Raw genomic sequence first — 23,061 nt, forward strand, 5'->3', positions numbered from 1 at the left:
TGTTTCTATTATCTTCGCTTGGTGCTAGGCTGGTCATGAGTGTAACTTTTATCAGCTGGTTTGTCGGTTGACGTACGCTAGTGGGGAGGGCGTGTGGCTAAGAAATCTACGGCTATCGATGTAACGCAGGGCGTTATTTGGCATCAGCTGCTGTCGCTGTGCGTCCCCATCTTCTTTAGTTCGTTCTTTCAGCAGGCATACACGCTTATTGGTACCTATATCGTCGGTCAGTTTGGCGGCAAGCTCGCGCTGGGTGGCATTCAAGCCACGATGGTGCTCACCGAGCTCTGCATTGGCTTTTGCGTTGGCGTCGGCGCCGGCTGCGCGGTCATTACCGGTCAGTATTTTGGCCAGCACGATGATGAGCGATTGAGTCGTTCGGTCCATACGGCCATGACGCTCGCGCTGGTGGGCGGTATCGTTTTCTCGATTCTTGGCATAGTGTTCGTTGAGCCCATGCTGGTACTTATGAACACGCCGCATGAACTATTGGCCGAGGGCGTGGCCTATGCTCGTTGCTATTTTGCCGCCATGGTTGCGGCACTGCTGCTCAATATGGGAACGGCACTGCTGCGCGCCGTGGGCGACACACGCGGTCCTGCTGTGATCATCGCTTCCGGCTGCCTTGTTAATGCGGCGCTGGACGTCATCTTCGTTGCCGTGCTTCATATGGAGGCTCTGGGCTGCGGCATCGCGGTGGCGCTGACCATTTGCTCCAACGCCACGATGATCGTGATTCGCATGATGCACGCACCGGGTGCGTGGCGGCTTTCATTGTCCAAACTTGGCATTGATCCTGGCATTTGTAAGAGCATGATCTCGTGTGGTCTGCCGCTTGGCTTTCAGTCTGCTGCGTATTCGATTTCCAACGTTTTGATTCAGGTGTCGGTCAACTCGTTTGGCGCCGATGTCACTACGGCGTGGGGTCTTTCGGGCCGCTTAGATGGCATTGTCTGGATGGTTACCGAGGCGCTCGGCGTGTCGATCACCACGTTCTCGGCACAGAACTTTGGCGCGCGCAACTACGAGCGCATGCGCAAGGGCTACCATACGTCGCTCGTGCTGTCGTTTATGCTCATTGGTGGCCTGTCAGCCGTGCTGCTGGTGTTCTCGGGTCCGTTGTCGCGTCTGTTTGTCGACGATGCTTCGATTTCGGCGTACACCACGACGATTCTTCATTTCATCGCGCCGTTCTACGCGATTTTCTCGATTATCGAAAACGCGTCGGGCTCCATTCGCGGTGCCGGCGTGAGCTTGCAGCCCATGCTACTCACGATTTTTGGCACCGTCGTGCTCAGGGTGATCTGGGTGTTTGCGATCATGCCGTTTGATCCGTCTCTTGAGCACCTGCTGCTGGTTTACCCCGTAACTTGGCTCATCACGGCCACGATGTTTACCATCTACCACCACAGCGGCAACTGGCTCGGCCGCGCCACCGCCTAATGATCCGTAGGGGACGGAGGAAAACGGATCCTGGGCCCGGCGATAAGGCGAATTGATCCGTTTTCCTCCGTCCCCTTTGGATCATTAGTATTCGATGCCTTGGCGGGCTAGGAGGCCTTCGTCGAAGTAGTGTTTGATGGGGCGCATTTCGGTGACCAGGTCGGCAAGATCGGCCAGTGGCAGCAGACCTCGGCCGGTGAGCACGAGCTCCGTGGTGGCGGGCTTTATCGCGATCAACGCTTCGACATCCTTGCGCGTCACGAAGCCGCGGCGCATGGCTTCTCCTAGCTCATCCAGGATGAGCACGTCGACCTGCGAGATCTGTTCGCGTGCAAGTTCCATGATCTGCTCGGCGCAAGCCTCGGGTGTGTCGCGATCGGCCTGTATAATGCGCAGTCCCAGGCGCGGCGCGGCATCGTGTTCGGCGCAGTGCAGCTTCTTGGCAAACTGCAGCATGAGCACGTCGAGCCCATAACCCGTGGCGCGCATCGCCAGTCCCAGCGCAGCCGTGGTTTTGCCCTTGCCGTCGCCCGTATAGATTTGAACCTTGCCGACTTCCAGTGATGCCATCTCTGTCCTTTCGTGCCCGGCGTCGGTTTATCGCCGTCCGGGTTGGGTATTCTAGATAGCATTATCAACCCCAGTAGATGGAGTTCAAGCAGATGGAGATGGATGACAACAAACGTAGACGGAATATGATCCTCTACGTGCTCATCGCCTTCGTCGTCTACCTCGTGCTCTCGACCGTTCTGTTCCCCAACATCGGTCACACGCAGCAGATTACGAAGACCGATTACTCGACGTTTGTCAAAGCGCTCGATAAGAAGAGTGTCGACAAGGTCGAGTACAATACCGACGATTACACCATTTATTACACCAAGAAGGGCGAGGACGAGAACATCGCCTACAAGACGACCGGTGTGCCGAATGACGCGGGCTTTACCGATCGTGTGCTTGAATCCGGTGCGTCCCTGGAGTCGGTCGTTCCCGATAAAAACTCGGGTCTGATGACCTACTACCTGCTTACGCTTATTCTTCCCATGGCCATCTTCTTCCTGATCGGTTGGTGGCTCAACCGCCGTATGAAGAAGGCTATGGGCGATGACGGCCCGTCGATGAACTTTGGCGGCGGTGGCTTTGGCGGCGGTGGACTGGGTAAGTCCGGCGCTCGCGTTATCGCCTCCAAGGATGTGGGCGTGACCTTTAAGGATGTCGCTGGCCAGGAAGAGGCCAAGGAATCCCTCAAGGAGGTCGTCGACTTTCTGGAGAAGCCGCAGCGCTACGAGGAAATTGGAGCCAAGCTGCCGCGCGGTGCTCTCCTTGTTGGCCCTCCGGGTACCGGTAAAACCCTGCTCGCCAAGGCTGTTGCCGGCGAGGCGGGCGTGCCGTTCTTTAGCATTTCGGGTTCTGAGTTCGTCGAGATGTTCGTCGGCCGTGGCGCCGCCAAGGTCCGCGATCTGTTTAAGCAGGCCAAGGAAAAGGCCCCGTGCATCGTCTTTATCGACGAGATCGATACCATCGGCAAAAAGCGCGATGGCGGCGGCTTTAGCGGCAACGACGAGCGCGAGCAGACGCTCAACCAGCTGCTGACCGAGATGGACGGCTTCGATAACCACAAGGGTATCGTCGTCCTCGCTGCCACCAATCGTCCCGACAGCCTCGATCCCGCCCTGCTGCGCCCCGGTCGTTTTGATCGCCGCATCCCCGTTGAGCTGCCCGATCTGACCGGCCGCAAGAACATTCTTGAGCTGCATGCCAAGAGCGTGAAGACGGAGCCGCCGATTGACCTGACCGCGATTGCCCGCGCCACGCCCGGCGCCTCGGGTGCCGACCTGGCCAACATTATCAATGAGGGCGCCCTGCGCGCGGTCCGCGAAGGTCGCAAGCGAGCGACCCAGGACGACTTTGAGGAGTCGGTGGAGGTCGTCATTGCCGGTCAGCAGCGTAAGTCCACGGTGCTGTCCGACCACGAGAAGCAGGTCGTTTCCTACCACGAGATCGGCCATGCTATCGTCGCAGCCCGCCAGAAGGGCTCTGCGCCGGTCACCAAGATCACCATCGTGCCGCGCACGAGCGGTGCTCTGGGCTACACCATGCAGGTCGAGGAGGATGAGCGCTTCCTGACCACGCGCCAGGAGGTGCTGGACAAGCTCGCTGTCTACTGCGGCGGACGCGCCGCCGAGGAGCTCATCTTTGGCGAGATGACGACCGGCGCAGCCAACGATATCGAGCAAGCAACCAAGCTCGCCCGCAACATGGTGACGCGCTTTGGTATGTCCGATGAGTTTGGCATGATGGCGCTCGGTACTGTCCAAAATGCGTACCTCAACCAGGATACGTCGCTCACCTGCGCCCCCGGTACGGCCGAGCGCGTGGACGCAATTGTCGCCAAGCTGATCGAGGATGCGCACGACCGCGCCCTGCAGATCCTGAAGGAGAACAAGTTTAAGCTCCATGAGCTGGCTCGTTATCTGTACAAGAAGGAGACGATCACGGGCGAGGAGTTTATGAATCTCCTCACGCGCGAGAATCCGCTGATGCCTAAGCAGCAGTAGCGTTGCATTCGGGTCAGTAAATATCGACGCCCCATTTGAGTGCCTATCTCAAATGGGGCGTTTTGCTTGGGAGGGATATGTATGAAGATCGTGGTGAGTGCCTGTTTGATGGGCGAGAGCTGCAAGTATAACGGCCTCGATAATTACCACCGCGCGTTGGTCGAGGCTTGCGAGCGTACGGGGACCGAGGTACTCTTGGTGTGCCCTGAGGTCTTTGGCGGCCTGCCCACGCCGCGCAAGCCGTCCGAGATTGTGAACGGCGAGGTCCGTACCTGCGAGGGTACCTCAGTCGATCGCGAGTTTCGCCAGGGTGCTCAGCGCGCGCTTGATATGTGCGAGCAGGCGGGCGGCCCGGAAGAGATCGCCGCGTGCATCCTGCAGGACCGCAGCCCCTCGTGCGGGGCGGGCCGTATCTACGACGGCACCTTTAGTGGCACGCTCACTGCGGGCAACGGTGTTTTCGTCGACCTTCTACTCCGCCACGGTTACCGTGTGATTCCGGCTAGCGAGTTCGATCCCAGCATGTTGGAACATTGTCCACAGCACTCGAACCCAACACTTCCTCACGGGTGACCGTTTTGGCATCATCCGTGAAGTTGATATTGAGTACGACCAGGTCATCAAAGACGTAGACCGAGTTGACAGGCGCCGTACCCAGGCAGTCCCTCCCCGCGGCCCTCGCGCAGGAACGCGTACAAGGCCCTCCCGTCTCTTGCGCCCCTCCTGCCCCAAACCCTGCTAGGAGCGAGTGCAGCAAACTGGAAGTTTAAATTAGTCTTTGCAAATAACCTTTGAACCTTCACCATCAATTACAATTCCCTGACGATTGTTAATTGGGCATAGATTCAAATCCGAAAACTCAGTTATTATTTTCTCGGTAACTTTCTTAAATGGTGCTGTAAGAAAATGCGGAAGAACATAGAAATCAATCAAATTAAGCCCTGCATCATCTTCTTGTGAGTAGTCCTCCGGCTTTTCATCCATTTGCTCGATATATTGGATGCTTGGAGCGCATACAATCGCACCTGCCGATTCACCAATCATCAGTTTTCCCTTTGCCAATTCTTTCTTCAGCAGCTCATCCGTTCCCGTTTTACGGAGCTGGTCTATAAGGAAAAAAGAATTTCCGCCGGTAAAATAGATCACATCCGCATCTTCAAAAAGAGACTGTATCGTTGAATAAGCCTCCGTTGAAATATCAATTTCAGTTACGATTGCTCCCAACTTTTTGAATAATTTTCGAGCCGAGCCGACATAACCGGTGTAGCCTTCACGCAGCGAAGCTGTTGGAATAAATGCGACTTTTTTATTTTCAATTTCTTCCTTTATCAGACTTCCTACACTTGAAAAGTGCGAACATAAAAACATTTTCATCAATATTCTCCTTTATATATAAATTCTTATTTGTTGAACTAAGCCGTGTATACCATACTCACCAATGAAAGAAAGCCCTGATATAGCGTAATTTGCTGTTTTCCTGCGTACGTGCGTACACACTCCACAGGAATTCTAAGGGCCCTGCCCCCTTAGCACACGGACTTTGGAACAAAGTCTAGTGTGTTACGCCTTGCCAGAGGCGTACAGGCTCCCGGTACGCACGTACGCAGCAATTGCCATCAATGCGCCATATAAGTGGCGATCAAGTTCGCATAAAGCGACCTTGGTTCCGCAAAACAAAAGGCAGGATACCATCACCACGATGGTAATCTGCCTCTGTTCGTTTCTGTTTACCGTTCCGAGTGGTCCTTCCGCAGAATTACCGATAAACAAAAAACGTACCCGGACCCTTTCTCGTATAGAATCGGGTTTGAGTGCGAACTGAATGTTGGAGCAATAAAAAACCACCACAAAGGTGCCTGTCCCCTTTGTGGTGGTTTTGGGTTAGAGCTAGAGGGTGTGGCCGTAAGCGTCGGCGGCCTTGATGGCGGCGGCGAACTTCTCGTCGGTGAAGGGCTCAGGGTTGCCCTGCTTCCACTCGTTGGTGGCATGCGCGTACTCGCACAGGGCTGGGATATCGGACTCGGAAAGCCCGACCTGCTCAAGCGTCACGGGCAGCCCCATCTGCTTGTTAAAGGCAGCGTAGCGCTCAAGGTTCTCGGTGTCTCCCGTATAGGCAAACAGCGCCAGCACGCCCAGGCTCACGACCTCGCCATGCAGGTAGGAGCCCTCGCGCGGAATGCTGCACGTGGCGTTGTAGAACGCATGCGCCACGCTCGAGTTGTAGTAGTAATCGTTTTGGTTGGTCAGGTTGGAGACATAGCCCGTGTTGACCACGATATCGAGCGCGATCTGCTTGACGGCCTCGCTCGACAGGTTCTGCCGCACGTCCTCAAGACCCTGGACACCATAGGTAAACAGCGGCTCGGAGCAGGTGTGGGCGAGTGCCAGGCCAAGCCCGGCGGTGTGCTCCAGGTTGCCGGCGCTCGTGGCGTACTCGACCTCGGGCTGCTTAGACAGGGCATCGCCCACGCCGGCCCAGAAGTATTCTGCCGGTGCCTCGGCGATGATCTTGGGGTTGATGAAGATGTGAGCGGGGCGGTTGGGGTACGAATAGCCCTCGAGCGAGCCGTCGTCGTTGTAGACAACGGCAATGGCGGTCGCGGCGGAGCAGTTGGAACAGATCGTCGGGACCGTGAAGACGATCTTCTTGAGCTCGATGGCCGCCGTCTTCACGGTATCGAGCGCCTTGCCGCCGCCACAGGCAATGAGCACGTCGGCTTCCTGGCAGGCAGGGGAGTTCACGACCTTGGCGATATTGGCACGCGTACTGTTGGTACCGTAGACGCGCGTCTCCAGAATCTCGACGTCGGTACCTGCCAGCGCAGCTTCGATACCGGGAAGTGCTGCGGCCAGTGCCCGCTTGCCACCGATGATCGCGACCTTTGTCGTGCCGTACTCCGCCAGTGCGGCGGGCAGCTCGTCAAAGCAATCCTCGCCAACGGTGTAGTCGCTCATTCCAATCGTGCGCATAGCAACCTTCTTTCGTTCGATAGAGTGCTTTCAGGTATTTTGCTCCTAGAGCAGGGCTGTAATAGCGAGAAATTTCGAACGTATAAAACCAGTGTTGAGGGTTTTTCGCCGGCGCGGAACGTGCTAGCATACACCGCATAAGCGTTGATGGGGACGAGTAGTCGGCCGTCCGCATGCTACAGAGAGCGGGGAGCGCTGAGAGCCCGTGCATGCGACCGATGAAAATCACCCCGGAGCTGCGGTCCCAACGGACGAGCCGCATAGGCACGTCTTAGTAGACATCGCCGAGATGGTCGTCGATACAGGCCAGCCGAGTAACGGATGCGAGCGCGCGAATACGCGGGCGAGGGCATCTAAGCTGGGTGGTTAAGCGAAGAGCTTTTGCGGGCGCACAGCCCGTTTTGTGGCGCTTCGTCCCAGCTTGCAGGGACGGGCGCTTTTTTGGTGCCCAGAGGGCGTGCGCGCCCACGACATGAAAGGGGTACCGTGGCAAACGAGTACAAGCAGACGATGAATCTGCCCAAGACCGGTTTTCCCATGCGTGCCGGTCTTTCCAAGTCCGAGCCCAAGCGACTCAAGGACTGGCAGGACAACAAGGTCTACGAGCAGGTTCTGAAGAAGAACGAGGGTCACAAGAAGTTCGTGCTGCACGACGGCCCTCCGTACGCCAACGGTCCGATCCACATCGGCCACGCCATGAACAAGATCTCCAAGGACATGATCAACCGTTACTGGATGATGCAGGGCTATGAGGTTCCCTATGTCCCCGGTTGGGACTGCCACGGCCAGCCGATCGAGCATAAGGTCGAGGAGAAGCTCGGCACCGAGAAGTTCAACCAGACCCCCACGGCCAAGATCCGTGAGCTCTGCAACGAGTTCGCTGTCGAGAACATCGAGCTTCAGAAGGCCGGTTTCCGTCGTCTGGGCGTGCTCGGCGACTGGGACAACCCCTATCTGACGCTCTATCACCAGCATGATGCCGCCGACATCGAGGTCTTCAAGGCCATGTTCGATAAGGGCATGATCTATCGCGGTCACAAGCCGGTTCACTGGTGCAAGCACTGCCACACCGCGCTGGCCGAGGCCGAGATCGAGTACTCCGACGAGACGAGCCCCTCCATCTTCGTGCGCTTTGAGATGACCTCCAAGCCCGACGGCCTCGAGAACTTCGACGGCCCGGTCGACTTTATCATCTGGACGACCACGCCGTGGACCATCCCCTCTGACCAGGCCGTTTCCCTTAAGCCCGGCGCCGCCTATGTCGCCGTTGAGCACGATGGCCGTGCCGAGGTCATGCTCGAGGACCTGGCTCCCAAGTGCTGCGAGGAGTTTGGCTGGGAGTACACCCCGGTTATGGTCGCCGGCAAGCCCTATGTGGTTCCCGCTGAGACCTTCCACCACATCCACTACAAGCAGCCGATCTTTGACGGTGTTGAGGGCGTGGCGCTGCTGGCCGATTACGTCGGTGTCGACGACGGTACCGGTATCGTCCACAACTCGCCTGGCCACGGCGTCGACGACTACTTCGCCTGCCTCAAGGAGGGCATCACCGACATCTGCATGCCGGTCGATGACGACGGCAAGTTCTACACCGGCGAGGAGTTTGGCACCGGTGGTCCCTTCAGCGGCATGGATACCGATGAGGCCAACCCGCATATCATCGAGTTCCTGCGCGAGCGCGGCACCCTGGTTCTCGAGAAAAAGATCACGCACAGCTATCCGCACTGCTGGCGCTGCAAGCACCCGGTGCTCTTCCGTGCTACTGACCAGTGGTTCGTCTCGATGGACAAGACCGGTTTGCGCGAGCAGGCTGGCAAAGAGGTCCGCGAGAACGTCAAGTGGTATCCGGCCCACGCGGTCAACCGCATCGGTGCCATGGTCGAGCAGCGTCCCGACTGGTGCATCAGCCGTCAGCGCAACTGGGGCGTGCCTATCCCCAGCTACACCTGCGCCGACTGCGGCGAGAAGGTCATGAACGACGCCACACTCGATGCCGTCATCAAGCTCTTCCATGAGAAGGGCTCCGACGCCTGGTTCACCGACGCTCCCGAGAGCTACCTGGGCGAGGCCTGTGTTTGCCCCAAGTGCGGCGGTCATCACCTCAAGGCCGATAAGGACATCCTCGACGTGTGGTGGGACTCCGGCGTGTCTTGGAAGGCCGTCTGCGAGTATCGCCCCGAGCTTGAGTACCCGGCGGACGTGTACCTCGAGGGTTCCGACCAGCACCGCGGTTGGTTCCAGAGCTCGCTGCTCACCTCGGTGGGCGCCAACGGCCACGCTCCGTACAAGGCGGTCGTCTCGCAGGGCTTCACCCTCGACGGCCAGGGCCGTAAGATGTCCAAGTCGCTCGGCAACGTCATCGACCCCAACAAGGTCTGTGACGAGATGGGCGCCGACATCATCCGTCTGTGGGTCGCCTCCGTCGACACCAGTTCAGACGTTTCCATCGACCACGAGATTCTCGCTCGTACGTCCGATGCCTACCGTCGTTTCCGCAACACGCTGCGCTTCCTGCTCTCCGAGCTTGAGGGTCAGTTTGAGCCCGAGACTGACGGCGTCGCCTTTGCCGACCTGCTGCCGCTCGACAAGCTCATGGTTGCTCGTCTGACCCAGGTCCAGGCCGAGGTCGACGACGCTTACTCTTGCTACGAGTTCCCGCGCGCCTACCGTGCGCTCTACGACTTTGTTGTTACCGAGCTTTCCAACGTGTACCTCGACGCTCTGAAGGACCGTCTGTACTGCGACAAGCCCGGCTCGCTCGAGCGCCGCAGCGCCCAGACCGTGCTCGCCGAGCTCTTCTCGATGCTCATGCGCGACCTGCAGCCGATCCTGTCCTACACGGTCGACGAGGCCATGGCCTATGCGCCCGCCGGCTGCGTCGATCACCAGAAGTACGCCGCGCTGCTTGATTGGTACAAGTCGCCTATCACGGTCGACGAGGCCAATGAGTTTGAGGGCGTGCTCGAGGCTTCGCTCGAGCTCCGTAGCGCCGTGACCAAGGCCCTTGAGGATGCCCGTTCCGCTGGCACCTTCACCAAGAGCCAGCAGGTCCGCGTCAAGGCGGTCGTTCCCGCCGAGATGTACGCGCTGCTGACCGGTGACAAAGCCGTCGACCTGGCCGAGTTCTACATCGTCTCCGATGTTGAGCTGACCCAGGGCGAGGAGCTTTCCGTTGCTATTGAGGCTGCCGAGGGCGAGTGCTGCGACCGTTGCTGGAACTATCGCACCACCGTCGGCGAGTACAACGGCCACGCGCATATTTGCAAGCGCTGCGCTGATGCTTTGTAGGTTACGGCGTTCGTAGAACGCCGTAACCTACCGACGCTGTGCGGGCCGCATTTGGACAATCTGACGTTCAATTTCAAGGGCGCGACCGAAAGGTCAGCGCCCTTTCATTTCACGTCACCTTGTCTCAAATGCGACCCGCTCGCTCATTTATGCTCTACCTGCGGTGTTTCCGTTCTTGGGAGATTTGTCGCTTCTTGCTTGCGTCAATGTATGATTATCTACTGCGTTAAACGGAATTCGATTATCTGAGGGTTGGGGATTGATTTGGGTCGTACTGGGGATATGACGCCGCCTTTGCGTTGGCGGCTAGGTGTTGCTGGTGGGGTAGCGCTCGTTGTGTTGCTTGTTGACCAGCTGACCAAGCTTGCGGTTCGTTCCGTGGGCGATGCCCTGCATATGACCGTTATCCCCGGTGTGATCGATTTTCTGTTTGTCCGCAATATCGGAGCTGCCTTTAGTATGGGTGAGGGGCATGGCATCGCGTTTGCCGTGCTGGCGTTGGCGGTCATTATCGCTATTGCCGTGTACCTCGTTCGTGCGCCCCAGCTCGCCCATCTTGAGGTTGTAGGCATGGCTATGGTTGCGGGCGGCGCCATCGGTAACGCGATCGACCGCCTCGCCTTTGGCTTCGTGACCGATTTCATTGCCACCACGTTCATCGACTTTCCTGTCTTTAACGTGGCCGATATCGGCATTACGGTCGGTGTTGTGTTGGCGCTTATCGGTTACATGTTCTTGAGTCCTGCCGCTCGCGAGGTCGATGCGACCGCCGAGCTCAACGCCCGTGACGAGGCCCGCGCCAAACGCAAAGCCAAGCAGCGTGGGGAGCGTGCCCGCAAGATTCGCGAAAGGAATGAGCGCTAATGGCCGACATCCATATTCTCGTTGCCGACGATTCCGCTGGTCAGCGTCTCGACGTCTATCTGGGCGCCAACGATGGCTGTCCCACGCGCTCTGCCTGCGCACATCTGATCGAGGGCGGTGCCGTTGCCGTCAACGGCGAGACCTGCCTATCAAAAAAGTATGCTGTGCGCTCCGGTGACCGCATCTCGGTCGACCTGCCCGAGCCGCATGATCCCACCGATGTGATTCCCGAGGCCATCCCGCTCGACATTCGTTACGAGGACGACTACCTCATCGTGCTCTCCAAACAGCGCGGCCTGGTGTGCCATCCCGCCCACGGCCACGAGAGCGGCACCCTTGCGAACGCTCTGGTTTACCACTGCGGCATCGATCATCTGGGTACCGTGCAGGGTGAGGATCGCCCCGGCATCGTGCATCGCCTGGATCGCGATACCTCGGGCCTTATGCTCGCGGCAAAAGACGACGATACCCAGCGCGCGCTTCAAAATCTTATCCGCACGCGCACGCTCGACCGTCGCTATATCACGCTCGTTCACGGTCACATCGCCATGGACGAGGGCACTATCAACACCGGTATCGCCCGATCGACGCGCGACCGCGTGAAGATGGCGGTTTCCGATGACCCCTTTGCGCGCCAGGCCATCACGACCTTCAAGGTGCTCGAGCGCTTTGATTCCACGCGTTTCGACGACGGCTACACGCTTGTCGAGTGCCACCTGTTTACCGGCCGCACGCATCAGATTCGCGTGCATATGCGCCATATCAACCATGCTTGCGTGGGCGATCCGCTCTACGGCAAGTGCGATACGCGTGCCGATCAGGGCTTGACCAGGCAGTTCCTGCATTCTTGGCGCGTGGCATTCGACCATCCCGTGACGGGGGAGCGTATCGAGTGCCGTGACGAGCTGCCGTGGGACCTTGCGGCGGTTCTGGATGATCTGGCTCCACGTTCGCTCGGCCGCACTGCCGCCGGTGACGAAATTGTCCCGCAGCTCGGTCTGCTCGAAGCCTAGCCAGTATTAGGTGGTTTCTTGAACTCGGTAAGCCTGCGGTAAGATATACGGTTGTTTACGTAACGCGTTGCTGGGAGCCCGCATGCTCGCCTTTTTACAAACCAACACACCCATCGTGATCTTCAACCAGATTGTCGTCACGCTGCTCACGGTCTGCTTTCTGTACCAGGTGGTCTTCTTTGTCATTGGCGCTCTTCGTGGCGAGGTCGCGCCCCCTAAGGCCAATAAACTGCATCGTTATGCCTTCTTTATCGCGGCGCATAACGAGGAGGCCGTAATCGCCAACCTCGTTCGCTCCATCAAGGATCAGGATTATCCGTCCGAGCTTATCGAGGTCTTTGTGGTCGCCGACGCCTGCACCGACAACACGGCACAGCTTGCGCGTGAGGCGGGCGCCATTGTCTATGAGCGCAACGACCTGGCCCGTAAGGGTAAGAGCTGGGTCATGGACTTTGGTTTCGACCGTATCCTTAACGAGTATCCCGATACGTTTGAAGGCTACTTTATCTTCGATGCCGATAACGTCATCTCCCGCGATTACGTGTCCAAGATGAACGATGCCTTTGACCAGGGCTTCCATGTGGTCACGAGCTATCGCAATTCCAAGAACTTCGGCAGCTCGTGGATCTCGGCGGCTAATGCCACGTGGTACCTGCGCGAGGCGCGCTTTCTCAACAACGCGCGCAACATCTGCAAGACGTCTTGCGCCGTCTCGGGTTCGGGCTACCTCATCTCCGCCAGTGTTATCGAGGGCATGCACGGCTGGCAGTTCCACACGCTGACCGAGGATATTCAGTTCACCACGTTCTGCGCCATTCACGGCATTCGCATTGGCTATGCACCGGCGGAGTTCTTTGACGAACAGCCCGTGACGTTTAAGGCTTCCTGGAAGCAGCGTATGCGCTGGACCAAGGGCTTCTACCAGGTGTTCTTTACGTATGGAAAGCACCTGGTCAAATCGACCTTTCGCTACCATCGCTTTGCCGCCTACGACATGTTTATGACGATCGCCCCGGGTATGTTGCTATCGCTGATCTCGATGCTCGCCAATGCCACGTTCCTGATTGTGGGCGGTCTTTCGCACGGCTTCCTGGCCACCGAGGTTGAGATGCAGGCGTGCGCCGCTTCTCTCATTATGACCTTCGCCATGATGTATCAGACGTTCTTTATCCTGGCGCTGCTCACGACCATCTTTGAGTACAAGCACATTCACTGCGCGCAAAAGTGGCGTCTGGTGACCAACCTGTTTACCTTCCCGATCTTTATGTTCAGCTATATCCCCATTACGGTGGCAGCACTGTTCTTGAAGGTCGACTGGGTGCCGACGCAGCACGCCGTGAGCGTTACCCTCGACGAGGTCATGCAAGGCGCCAAATAACCACGATCAAAACCACCACAAAGGGGACAGGCACTTTTGTGGTGGTTTTTGCGTTTGAGCTGCTGCCCAAGGAGGTGTTAGATGGTCTATATTCCGTTTTGGATTTGCATCTTTGCCGGCGCGGCGATTGATGCCCGCGAGCGACGGTTTCCCAATCAGCTTGCCGGCGCGTGTGCGGTGGCGGCGTTTGCAGGCGTTTGGCTCGACAAGGGCGTTAACACGGCGCTTGACCATGCCGGTCTTGCTGCCATCGCCTACCTTGCCCTTATGCTTACTGAGTCGCTTTGGCGTCGTGTTCGCCACGCTCCCGGCATTGGTATGGGGGACGCCAAGGCGCTCTTTGCCCTTTGTACCTTCGATCTCTTGGGTGGTATCGTCGCGTTTGCGGCTGCGCTCCTGGCCCTTGCCGCCGCCTGTCTCATCATAAAATCACGCTCCTTGCCATTGCTGCCGTTTTTAGTGCCGATATTTGCCATAATCGAGGTCGTGGGTAGTACGCTGTAACCGTTTGCGCGCCCTTTTTAAGGAGCATGCCATGGCAACCAATCAACAGACAGCCGCCATTAAGGCGCGTATGGATCGCATTCCCGCGGCGTTGTCGCCCGAGTTGGTCGGGCGTATCGCCGCCGACCGCGCCTCGGGTGTCGTTAATCCCTATCGATGTGGTGACGACCAGGTCATTCGACGCTTCGATCGAGCCGCAGATGTGGGCACGCTCATGCGTCCGGCATTTATGCGCGATACCGAAAAGATTTTGCATCTGCCCGCATACACCCGTTATGCAGGCAAAACGCAGGTCTTTAGTTTTCGCAGCAACGACGACCTGTCGCGTCGCGGCCTGCACGTGCAGCTTGTTTCGCGCATCGCGCGCGATATCGGACGTGCCCTGGGGCTCAACTGCGATCTGATCGAGGCGATTGGCTTAGGCCACGACTTGGGCCACACGCCCTTTGGCCATGCCGGTGAGCGATTCCTCAACGATATCTATCACGAGCGCACGGGTCGTTATTTTTTCCATAACGTGCAGTCGGTCCGCGTGCTCGACGCGCTGTACGGCCGCAACGTGTCGCTCCAGACGCTCGACGGCGTGCTATGCCACAACGGTGAGTACGAACAGCGTGTGTTTGAGCTTTCGGACATGAGCTCCTTTGACCAGTTCGACCTTACGGTTGAGGATTGCATTGCCACAGGTTACAGCGCAATTGAGCACCTGCGCCCCATGACGCTCGAGGGCTGCGTGGTTCGCATCTCGGATATCCTTGCCTACGTGGGGCGCGATCGCCAAGACGCCATTTCGGCGGGTCTGCTGTCACCCGACGCCTTTGACGATGACCTGGGCGGGGCATACAACAGCTGGATCCTTACGCATGCCTCCATCGATATCGTCGAGCACAGCTATGGTAAGCCACGCATCGAGATGAGCGAGGACCTGTTTGAGGAGATCCGCCGAGCCAAGCGCGAGAACTACGAGAAGATCTATAGCAAGGGCGGCATTGAAGGCGACTCCGAAGCGGAGCTGCGCGAGGCCTTCGAAAAGCTCTACGACCGTTGCCTGCAGGATATAAACGAAGGCGACGAGTCTTCGTATATCTTTAAGCACCACATTTCTCGCATTGAGCGGCAGCTTTTCTACTACGATCGCACCTATGCCTGGCAGGACGACAAGGATCAAGCGGTGGTGGATTACATCGCGAGCATGACGGACGGCTATTTCTGCGAGCTTACGAGCAAGCTGTTCCCGGGATTGAAGTTTCCGCACCGTACCTATATTAACGAACGGTAGTTCGTATTTATTCGGTATACTGTTGGTGGAAAACGTTTTTGATTGACGCACGGGATGGCTATGGACGACCTTTTTTCTGCTTCGACGCGCGAGCGTTCCTTTCAGAATGCGCCGCTTGCGGTGCGCATGCGGCCCAATTCGCTCGACGAGTATGTGGGCCAGCAAAAGGCCGTCGGTAAGGGTTCGTGGTTGCGTGCCGCGATTGAGCACGACGTGCTGTCGAGTGTGATTTTGTATGGGCCGGCCGGTACGGGCAAGACGACGCTGGCACATATTATCGCCAACCATACTAAGAGCGAGTTTGTCGAGGTCAGCGCTGTGACGGGCACCGTAAAGGATCTTCGTCGCGTGATCGACGAGGCTAAGACGCGCCTGAATACGTACGACCGCCGCACCATTCTTTTTATCGATGAGATTCATCGCTTTTCCAAGTCGCAGCAGGATGCCCTGCTGCATGCAGTTGAGAACCGTACCGTCATTATGATTGGCGCCACGACGGAGAATCCGTACTTCGAGGTCAACTCGGCATTGCTCTCGCGCGGTCGCGTGGTGGAACTTGAGCATCTTAAAGACGAGGATATCGCCACGCTTATTGAGCGTGCGCTCGAGGCGCCGCAGGGTTTGAACGGTAAGTTCTCGGCCGATGAGGATACGGTTAAGACCATTTGCACACTGGCAGCGGGTGACGCTCGATCGGCGCTCACGACGCTTGAGCTTGCGAGCGAGATTGCCGTCACGCGCCCCGATACCGAGGGAACGCCCGCGCCGGCGGCGGGGGAGCGCTATCCCATCACTGTTGACGACGTGAAGATTGCCAATCCGCGCCGTGGCTTTTCGTACGACAAAAACGGTGACATGCACTACGACATCATCAGTGCGTTTATTAAGTCTATGCGCGGTAGCGACCCCGATGCCACGATTTATTGGCTCGCGCGCATGATTGACGCGGGGGAGGATCCTAAGTTTATCGCTCGTCGTATTATGATTCAGGCTTCTGAGGATGTTGGCAACGCCGACCCACAGGCGCTTTTGGTGGCACATGCCGCGTTTAAGTCTGCCGAGGTCATTGGCTATCCCGAGTGCCGTATTAATCTGGCTCAGGCTGCTCTCTATGTGTGCTTGGCGCCTAAATCGAACGCGTGCGAGGCTTCGATCGATGCGGCGTTGGCCGATATTCATTCAAGTGGGCTCCGCGAGGTGCCGAGTTATCTGCGCGATCGTCATCGCCCGGGCAGCGACGAATACGGTGTGTATAAGTATCCGCATGATTATCCCGAAGGCTGGGTCGATCAGCGTTATTTGCCCGAGGGGCTGGAGCGCGGTGCGTTTTGGCAGCCTGCGGGCCGTGGCTGGGAAGAGTGGCGCGTAGAGCAAAGCGAGCGCGACCGTAGCGGCAGAGCGCCCAAGTAGGTCCTTGGGACCTCGCACATTCCCTTTGGGTATCTTTCCCCTTCTTTGGGGTACCATGAACAGCGTCTGTATTTCGATTCCTTCGGGAGGCTTGTATGAGTCCCATTCAAATCGCCCTGCTGCTGCTCGCCGTTGCCGGTGTGTGGGCTGTTATCGAGCTCGCGCTCACGCTGCGAAAGACCCGCACCGTCGTTGATTCGCTCGATAAGACCGTGAGCGACCTTAACAACACCATCGCCGAGGCACAGCCGGTGGTAGCAAAGCTCGATGGCGCTGTCGATGAGCTCACCCCCGCGTTGGCTCAGGTTGAGCCGCTCCTCAAGTCGAGCAAGACCGCCGTCGACGCCCTTACCTCCAATCTCGTAGAGGTCGAAGCTGTGGTTCGCGACATTTCCGAGGTTACGGGCAGCGTGGCCGAGGCCAGCAATGCCGTATCGAGCGTGACTGATTCTGCTGCTGGTGCCGTGCAGAAACTCTTTAACAAGGTGAAGGCTCCCGCGGCCGACGCCGAGCGCACGCTTTCCGCTGCCGCCGAAGCCGAGCAGCCGACCGAGCGTGTCCTGATTGACGAAGCCGGGGACGATGCCGCTGCTGGTGACGATGATGCACAGAAGCCTGCTGCTAAAGCAGCCCAGTATTACACCTACACGCCCGCCGAGACCTCCGAGGAGTCCTGCGATGAGTAGCGAAGCAACTTGCCCCATCACGCTGACTGTTGCCGGGGATCCGCGTCTGGCACGCCTCGTACGTATGACGGCCGCCAACGTTGGTGCGCTGTGCTCCATGTCCGTCGATCGCATCGAGGACATTCGTATGGCTGCCGAGGAAGCCTTTATCTTTGGCTGCACGGCCGTTGATTCCGATGACATTTTGATCAAATTCGACGTCGACGAATCGCATGTGGGCATGACCTTTACCTTTGGCGATCAGGCGACTGTCGATGAGGATGACCAGGCTGCCGTGTATGCCGAGCTCATTCTGGCGAGCGTGTGCGATTCCTACGAAAAGACTGCGGCGCCCCTGACGCTTTCCCTCGACCTCAAGGCGGATATCTAATATGACCGAACGTTCCCGGAGCGGTAAGACCGCTTGGGACAAGGAGAAAACCCGCGAGCTGTTTCGTCGCTACAAAGAGACCGGTGATCCGGACGCACGTGAGCAGCTCGTCATGTCCCATATGAACCTGGTAAGGTTTCTTGCCAACAAATTTAAGAACCGCGGCGAGCCGCTCGACGACCTCATGCAGGTCGGCTATCTGGGTTTGCTCAAGGCTATCGACCGCTTTGATCCCGAGCGCGGACTCGAGTTCACGACGTTTGCCACGCCTACCATCCTGGGCGAGATTAAGCGTCACTTCCGTGATAAGGGCTGGAGCGTGCGCGTGCCGCGCCGTTTGCAGGAGCTTTCTGCCAAGGTTAACCAAGCTACCGACAAGCTCACTAACGAGCTGCAGCGCTCGCCTAAGGTTGAAGAAATCGCTGAGTACCTGGGTGTGACCGTCGACGAGGTGCTGGAGGCCATGGAATCGTCTTCGGCCTATACCTCGGTGCCCATCGAGGCTCCTGGCGCGTCCGATTCCGATGATGCCCCCTCGATTCTCGACCGCTATGCCGATGGCGACAACGAGCTCGATTTTACCGATGACCGCCTGGTGATCGAGGAAGCCATCCGTGATTTCTCGCCGCGCGAGCGCGAGGTTATCGAGCTGCGTTTTGTGAAGGGCATGACCCAGATCGAGATCGCAAAGAAGCTGGGAATCTCGCAGGTGCAGGTCTCGCGCCTGCTGCGCCGTACCCTTAAGAAGATTCAAGATAAGATTGACCCCGACGGAGTGATGGTTCGTTCATGAGTGAGCACCCCCAACAAACCGACCGCACGCTGCGCGATACCCGTATTCTGACGCTTCGCATTTGGGCTGTCGTCGGCTGCATTGTCATCGCCGCCGTCATCTTTAACCTTATGGGTATCCTGGCGCCGGTTATCGAGTTTCTCGCTGTCGGTTCCATCATCGCTTTTGTGATGTCGCCGATCACCAACTGGCTCGAGCATCACGGCGTCAACCGTGGCATTGGTTCGCTTATCGCGCTTATCGTCGTCGTCGCGGCGCTCGTTGGTGTCGTCTGTATCCTGTCGCCTATTTTGCTCGGTCAGATTATGGAAGTCCTGAGCCGTCTGCCTGAGCAGCTTCGCGTTGCGGGTGGCGATCTCAACGAGATGATTTCGCACGCCAAGACGCTCAACAACACGCCGCTCAAGGAGTATTTGGACGATAATCTGTCCTCGCTGGTTACTGTGGCGTCCAAGTACGTCTCGCAAATCGCTGCCGAACTCGGTCGCGGTGTGTTCCCGCTCATTACCAACACGGCCTCGCAGCTGTTCGTCATCTTCCTGGGTTTGGTGCTTGCCTATTGGTTGGCCTGCGATTACCCCCGCATGCACCACGAGGTCTGCACCATCATTGGCCAGGAAAAGGAGACCTCGTACCGCTTTATGGTCGCGATTCTTTCGCGCTCGGTCGGCGGTTATATGCGCGGCATGGTCGTGACGTCCATCTGCGGTGGCATCCTCGCCTTTATCGGCTTTACGCTCATCGGCCATCCCTACGCGGCGCTCATGGCCATTTTTACCGGCATCATGCATTTGGTCCCGGTTGTTGGCCCCTGGGTAAGCGCGGCGATCGCCACGGTGCTCGGCTTTATGTTCAGCCCCATGCTTGCGTTGTGGACGCTCGTTGTGACCATGGTGGCTCAAAACGTCACCGATAACGTCATTTCCCCCAAGGTCATGCAGAGTTCGGTGCAGGTGCATCCCGTCATGAGCCTGACGGCGCTCGTTATTGGTTCGGCACTCATGGGTCCCATCGGCATGGTCATCGCTATTCCGCTATGCGCGGCCCTCAAGGGCATTTTCGTCTACTACTTTGAGAACGAGACCGGCCGCCAGCTCGTGGCATACGATGGCGCCGTGTTTAAGGGCACGCCGTATCGCGATACCGAGGGTAACCCGGTCGCCGCCTATGACGCGCTTGGAGACGATACATTCATTTACGAGTCCGAGCTCATCGGCAACGAGACTGCGCCCGAGGCCCAGGCCATGCCCAAGCCCGAGCTCGAGAATCCCTGGATTAAGCTCTCGGGCCTGCAGCCCGATGCGACGGGTTTCTTCAAGAACCCCTTCGCCAAGGACGACGATTCCAGCATGGACGATACCAAAACCGGCATCGACGGCTCTATGGACGATTCGGATTCTAAATAAGTCCTATTAACGTTTCTTGAAGTTGTAAATGACAAGAAACACGAGCAAAGCGACTGATAAGGGGCCGGCTACATAGAAAAAAAGAACGTCAATTGCGCGTAGAGTGTAATAAGCCTTATCGCCGGACATTACTGCATACAATGCGTAGCCAAATGCTGGTTGGCTTGCGTACCAGCAGAAGAAGGCCAAAAGCGCTAAAAGTGCTACTACCAGAAGTGCATTCAGGAAAAATCGTTTGCTTTTCATCGATCGCTCCTTCCAGGTGACTCTTATATGTAATTCTACAGCAGCCTGTTTCAAAGGACCGTTCAGTCCTAAATAACGTGCACTTTCGCTGGAGGGTCGCTGTTTGGCGACCCTCTTTTTTGCACGGGGGCGGTTGGATGGTAATATCGTTACGTTAGAACTGTTTCGATGTGAAATCGAGGAGATTCCCTCTATGAGTGCTGACTACCCGTCAATGACTACGGCCGAGATCCGCTCCAAGTTCCTCAACTTCTTTGAGGAGCGCGGTCTTAAGCTCTATCCTTCTTCGTCCCTTGTTCCCGACGACCCCTCGCTGCTGCTTGCCAACGCCGGCATGAACCAGTTTAAGGAGTACTACCAGGGCAAGAAGACCATGAAGGAGATCGGCGCGATCTCCTGCCAGAAGTGTGTCCGCACCAACGACATCGACTGCATCGGCGAGGACGGCCGTCACCTGTCGTTCTTCGAGATGCTCGGTGACTTCTCCTTTGGCGGCGTCTCCAAGCAGCAGGCTTGCGCTTGGGCCTTCGAGCTCATCACCAAGGAGTTCAAGCTGCCGCTCGATCGCCTGTACTTTACCGTCTTTACCGAGGACGACGAGACCCACGACGTGTGGCGTTCTCTGGGCGTTGCCGAGGACCACATCTCCCGCCTGGGCGAGGACGACAACTTCTGGGCCGCCGGCCCTACCGGCCCCTGCGGCCCCTGCTCCGAGATCTACTTTGACATGGGCGAGGAGGTCGGCTGCGGCAGCCCCGACTGCAAGCCCGGCTGCGACTGCGACCGCTTCCTGGAGTTCTGGAACCTCGTGTTTACCCAGTACGACCGCCAGGAGGACGGCTCCATGCCGGAGCTGCCGCACCGTAACCTCGATACGGGCATGGGCCTGGAGCGCATGGCCGCCATCATGCAGCACAAGACCGCTAATTACGACGGCGATCTGATGCAGCATCTCATCAAGCTGGGCGAGAAGATCAGCGGCAAGACCTATGACGCCGACGATTACTCCGGCGCCAGCCGCTCCCTGCGCATCATCGCCGACCACTCCCGTGCCGTCGACTTTATGATCTCTGACGGCATCCTTCCCGGCAACGAGGGTCGCGAGTACGTCCTTCGCCGTCTGCTCCGTCGCGCCGTGTTCCACGGTCGCCTGCTGGGCATCGAGGGCGCCTTCCTGACCAAGTTCATCGACGAGGTCAACGCCCAGATGGGCGAGGCCTATCCCGAGCTGCTTAAGAACGTCGCGCTCGTCAAGGGTATTGTCGCCTCCGAGGAGGAGCGCTTCTCCACGACGCTCGACAACGGCCGCGTCTACCTGGACGAGGCCCTGTCCGCGCTCGCCGAGGGCGCTGTGCTCCCGGGCGATGTCGCCTTTAAGCTGCACGACACCTTTGGTTTCCCCATCGACCTGACCGTCGAGATCGCCGGCACCGCTGGCCATGACGTCGACATGGACGGCTTCACCGCCTGCATGGAGGACCAGAAGGCCCGCGCTCGCGCCAACGCCAAGGGCGACGCCTGGGGCAGCTTCAACGACGTGTGGGTCGAGCTTTCCGACAAGATCGCTGCGACCGAGTTCGATGGCTATGACAACGATGTGATCGAGGGCGCCAAGGTTGTCGCCATCGTTCTCAACGGCGAGTCCGTCGAGTCCGCTGCCGCGGGCGAGGATGTCGAGGTTGTGCTCGACCGCACCCCGTTCTACGCCGAGATGGGCGGCCAGCAGGGCGACGCCGGCGAGCTTTCCGCCGAGGGCGTTGCACTGACCGTTTCCGATACCAAGAACCACAACGGCCTGTATGCCCACGTCGCCTACGTCGCCGAGGGCACGCTGACCGTTGGCGCTTCCGTGATCGCCACGCTCGACGCCGAGCGCCGTGGCTTCCTGCGCCGCAACCACACCGCTACCCACCTGCTCGACGCCGCGCTTAAGCACGTTCTGGGCGAGCATGTCTCCCAGGCCGGCTCGCTGGTGACGCCCGAGCACCTGCGCTTTGACTTCACGCACTTCGAGGCCCTGTCCTCCGAGCAGCTCAAAGCTGTCGAGGACCTGGTCAACCAGCAGATCTTCGCATCCAAGCCGGTCGTGACCTGCGTTATGGGCATCGATGAGGCCAAGGCCGCCGGTGCTGTCGCCCTCTTTGGCGAGAAGTACGGTGACGTCGTCCGCGTCGTTTCCGTGGGTGCCGAGGACCAGCCGTTCTCTCGCGAGTTCTGCGGTGGTACGCATGCTGCCAACACCGCCGAGATCGGTCTGTTCAAGATCATTTCCGAGTCCTCTACGGGCTCCAACGTTCGCCGTATCGAGGCTGTGACCTCTAAGGGCGCCCTCGACTACATGGCCGACCGTCTGGCGCTCGTCGACGCCGCCGCCGCTGCGCTCAAGTGCCGCGTCGACGAGGTTCCCGCCCGCGTGGAGAACCTGCAGGCCGAGCTGCGCGAGACGTCCAATAAGCTCAAGAAGGCGCTCACCGGTGGCTCCTCCGATGCGATCTCCAGCGCCATCGACGGCGCTGTCGAGCTGAACGGCTACAAGCTCGTCGTGGCTGAGCTGCAGGGCCTTGAGGCTGCCGACCTGCGCAACGTCTGGGATACCGTGCACCAGAAGGTCGCCGGGCCCGTCGCCTGCGTCGTCGCCAGCGTGACCGAGAAGGGCACCCCAGCGCTGCTCGCCGCCGGCTCCGATGACGCCGTCAAGGCCGGTTTCCATGCCGGCAACGTGATCAAGCAGATCGCGGGCCTGGTCGACGGTCGCGGTGGCGGCCGTCCCAACATGGCCCAGGCCGGCGGTAAGAACGCCGCGGGTATCGCCGATGCCCTCGCGGCCGCCAAGACCGCGCTCGGCGCCTAAGTAGT

At 58.5% G+C, this 23,061-nt stretch carries 19 protein-coding genes; 15 read left to right on the plus strand and 4 right to left on the minus strand.

Translation table 11 applies throughout. The features are described from left to right. The first annotated feature begins 93 nt into the window (after window positions 1-93). Complete coding sequence (locus OGM60_04860; GenBank protein UYJ00120.1) at window positions 94-1,443, plus strand: MATE family efflux transporter; 1,350 nt, start codon at window positions 94-96, stop codon at window positions 1,441-1,443. Between the two features lie 84 nt (window positions 1,444-1,527). Here OGM60_04860 and OGM60_04865 read toward each other — a convergent pair whose 3' ends face one another. Then, entirely contained in the window at window positions 1,528-2,013 is a 486-nt protein-coding gene (locus tag OGM60_04865) for a cob(I)yrinic acid a,c-diamide adenosyltransferase (GenBank protein ID UYJ00121.1), read from the minus strand. A 92-nt stretch (window positions 2,014-2,105) separates the two neighbouring features. Between OGM60_04865 and ftsH the strand changes: the two genes are divergently transcribed. After that, window positions 2,106-3,998 (plus strand): ATP-dependent zinc metalloprotease FtsH, encoded by a 1,893-nt coding sequence (gene ftsH, locus OGM60_04870; GenBank protein UYJ00122.1) that lies wholly within the window; start codon window positions 2,106-2,108, stop codon window positions 3,996-3,998. A gap of 81 nt (window positions 3,999-4,079) precedes the next feature. Beyond that, on the plus strand, window positions 4,080-4,571 hold the full coding sequence (locus OGM60_04875) for a DUF523 domain-containing protein (protein UYJ00123.1): 492 nt from the start codon (window positions 4,080-4,082) through the stop codon (window positions 4,569-4,571). Between the two features lie 198 nt (window positions 4,572-4,769). On the opposite strand, the gene OGM60_04880 is transcribed toward OGM60_04875, so the two are convergent. After that, window positions 4,770-5,372 (minus strand): peptidase E, encoded by a 603-nt coding sequence (locus tag OGM60_04880; GenBank protein ID UYJ00124.1) that lies wholly within the window; start codon window positions 5,370-5,372, stop codon window positions 4,770-4,772. 513 nt (window positions 5,373-5,885) lie between these two features. Continuing rightward, window positions 5,886-6,968, minus strand: coding sequence for an iron-containing alcohol dehydrogenase family protein (locus OGM60_04885; protein UYJ00125.1), 1,083 nt, complete (start codon window positions 6,966-6,968; stop codon window positions 5,886-5,888). A 486-nt stretch (window positions 6,969-7,454) separates the two neighbouring features. Here OGM60_04885 and ileS point away from each other — a divergent pair, with 486 nt between their 5' ends. The 11 genes from ileS to OGM60_04940 all read left to right on the plus strand — a co-directional run bounded on the left by ileS (window position 7,455) and on the right by OGM60_04940 (window position 19,959). Continuing rightward, window positions 7,455-10,256, plus strand: coding sequence for an isoleucine--tRNA ligase (gene ileS, locus OGM60_04890; GenBank protein ID UYJ00126.1), 2,802 nt, complete (start codon window positions 7,455-7,457; stop codon window positions 10,254-10,256). A gap of 336 nt (window positions 10,257-10,592) precedes the next feature. Continuing rightward, a complete protein-coding gene (gene lspA, locus OGM60_04895; GenBank protein UYJ00127.1) occupies window positions 10,593-11,120 on the plus strand; it encodes a signal peptidase II in 528 nt (175 codons plus the stop codon). Next, window positions 11,120-12,133 (plus strand): RluA family pseudouridine synthase, encoded by a 1,014-nt coding sequence (locus OGM60_04900; protein ID UYJ00128.1) that lies wholly within the window; start codon window positions 11,120-11,122, stop codon window positions 12,131-12,133. Before lspA ends, OGM60_04900 begins: the two co-directional genes overlap by 1 nt. Before the next feature lie 82 nt (window positions 12,134-12,215). Next, window positions 12,216-13,511, plus strand: coding sequence for a glycosyltransferase family 2 protein (locus tag OGM60_04905; protein UYJ00129.1), 1,296 nt, complete (start codon window positions 12,216-12,218; stop codon window positions 13,509-13,511). 81 nt (window positions 13,512-13,592) lie between these two features. Beyond that, window positions 13,593-14,015, plus strand: a complete 423-nt coding sequence (locus OGM60_04910) for a prepilin peptidase (GenBank protein ID UYJ00130.1) — start codon at window positions 13,593-13,595, stop codon at window positions 14,013-14,015. A 31-nt stretch (window positions 14,016-14,046) separates the two neighbouring features. After that, the gene (locus OGM60_04915) at window positions 14,047-15,294 is read left to right on the plus strand and encodes an HD domain-containing protein (GenBank protein ID UYI98254.1); all 1,248 of its coding nucleotides are present in this window, start codon (window positions 14,047-14,049) and stop codon (window positions 15,292-15,294) included. A gap of 60 nt (window positions 15,295-15,354) precedes the next feature. Continuing rightward, on the plus strand, window positions 15,355-16,704 hold the full coding sequence (locus OGM60_04920) for a replication-associated recombination protein A (GenBank protein ID UYI98255.1): 1,350 nt from the start codon (window positions 15,355-15,357) through the stop codon (window positions 16,702-16,704). A 95-nt stretch (window positions 16,705-16,799) separates the two neighbouring features. Beyond that, complete coding sequence (locus OGM60_04925) at window positions 16,800-17,390, plus strand: hypothetical protein (GenBank protein ID UYI98256.1); 591 nt, start codon at window positions 16,800-16,802, stop codon at window positions 17,388-17,390. Next, a complete protein-coding gene (locus tag OGM60_04930; protein ID UYI98257.1) occupies window positions 17,383-17,760 on the plus strand; it encodes an ATP-binding protein in 378 nt (125 codons plus the stop codon). The genes OGM60_04925 and OGM60_04930 overlap by 8 nt, the downstream gene beginning before the upstream one ends. Before the next feature lies 1 nt (window position 17,761). Further along, window positions 17,762-18,553 (plus strand): RNA polymerase sigma factor SigF, encoded by a 792-nt coding sequence (locus OGM60_04935; protein UYI98258.1) that lies wholly within the window; start codon window positions 17,762-17,764, stop codon window positions 18,551-18,553. After that, a complete protein-coding gene (locus tag OGM60_04940; protein ID UYI98259.1) occupies window positions 18,550-19,959 on the plus strand; it encodes an AI-2E family transporter in 1,410 nt (469 codons plus the stop codon). Before OGM60_04935 ends, OGM60_04940 begins: the two co-directional genes overlap by 4 nt. A gap of 6 nt (window positions 19,960-19,965) precedes the next feature. Here the strand turns inward: OGM60_04940 and OGM60_04945 are convergent, their stop codons facing one another. Next, window positions 19,966-20,205: a hypothetical protein gene (locus OGM60_04945; GenBank protein ID UYI98260.1), complete on the minus strand. Its 240-nt coding sequence runs from the start codon at window positions 20,203-20,205 to the stop codon at window positions 19,966-19,968. Window positions 20,206-20,398: 193 nt separating this feature from the next. On the opposite strand from OGM60_04945, the gene alaS reads away from it, so the two are divergent. Then, the gene (alaS, locus tag OGM60_04950) at window positions 20,399-23,056 is read left to right on the plus strand and encodes an alanine--tRNA ligase (GenBank protein UYI98261.1); all 2,658 of its coding nucleotides are present in this window, start codon (window positions 20,399-20,401) and stop codon (window positions 23,054-23,056) included. The last annotated feature ends 5 nt before the right edge of the window (window positions 23,057-23,061 follow it).

The sequence above is a fragment of the Coriobacteriaceae bacterium genome (assembly GCA_025757745.1).
Lineage (GTDB): Bacteria > Actinomycetota > Coriobacteriia > Coriobacteriales > Coriobacteriaceae > Collinsella.

Bases quoted from the DNA above. Each gene is read 5' to 3' on its own strand.
- OGM60_04920 (UYI98255.1), top strand. From the start codon at position 15,355: ATGGACGACCTTTTTTCTGCTTCGACGCGCGAGCGTTCCTTTCAGAAT.
- ftsH (UYJ00122.1), top strand. From the start codon at position 2,106: ATGGAGATGGATGACAACAAACGTAGACGGAATATGATCCTCTACGTG.
- OGM60_04915 (UYI98254.1), top strand. From the start codon at position 14,047: ATGGCAACCAATCAACAGACAGCCGCCATTAAGGCGCGTATGGATCGC.
- OGM60_04940 (UYI98259.1), top strand. From the start codon at position 18,550: ATGAGTGAGCACCCCCAACAAACCGACCGCACGCTGCGCGATACCCGT.
- OGM60_04945 (UYI98260.1), bottom strand. From the start codon at position 20,205: ATGAAAAGCAAACGATTTTTCCTGAATGCACTTCTGGTAGTAGCACTT.
- OGM60_04885 (UYJ00125.1), bottom strand. From the start codon at position 6,968: ATGCGCACGATTGGAATGAGCGACTACACCGTTGGCGAGGATTGCTTT.
- OGM60_04930 (UYI98257.1), top strand. From the start codon at position 17,383: ATGAGTAGCGAAGCAACTTGCCCCATCACGCTGACTGTTGCCGGGGAT.
- OGM60_04865 (UYJ00121.1), bottom strand. From the start codon at position 2,013: ATGGCATCACTGGAAGTCGGCAAGGTTCAAATCTATACGGGCGACGGC.
- OGM60_04905 (UYJ00129.1), top strand. From the start codon at position 12,216: ATGCTCGCCTTTTTACAAACCAACACACCCATCGTGATCTTCAACCAG.
- OGM60_04910 (UYJ00130.1), top strand. From the start codon at position 13,593: ATGGTCTATATTCCGTTTTGGATTTGCATCTTTGCCGGCGCGGCGATT.
- OGM60_04925 (UYI98256.1), top strand. From the start codon at position 16,800: ATGAGTCCCATTCAAATCGCCCTGCTGCTGCTCGCCGTTGCCGGTGTG.
- alaS (UYI98261.1), top strand. From the start codon at position 20,399: ATGAGTGCTGACTACCCGTCAATGACTACGGCCGAGATCCGCTCCAAG.
- OGM60_04875 (UYJ00123.1), top strand. From the start codon at position 4,080: ATGAAGATCGTGGTGAGTGCCTGTTTGATGGGCGAGAGCTGCAAGTAT.
- OGM60_04935 (UYI98258.1), top strand. From the start codon at position 17,762: ATGACCGAACGTTCCCGGAGCGGTAAGACCGCTTGGGACAAGGAGAAA.
- OGM60_04900 (UYJ00128.1), top strand. From the start codon at position 11,120: ATGGCCGACATCCATATTCTCGTTGCCGACGATTCCGCTGGTCAGCGT.
- OGM60_04880 (UYJ00124.1), bottom strand. From the start codon at position 5,372: ATGAAAATGTTTTTATGTTCGCACTTTTCAAGTGTAGGAAGTCTGATA.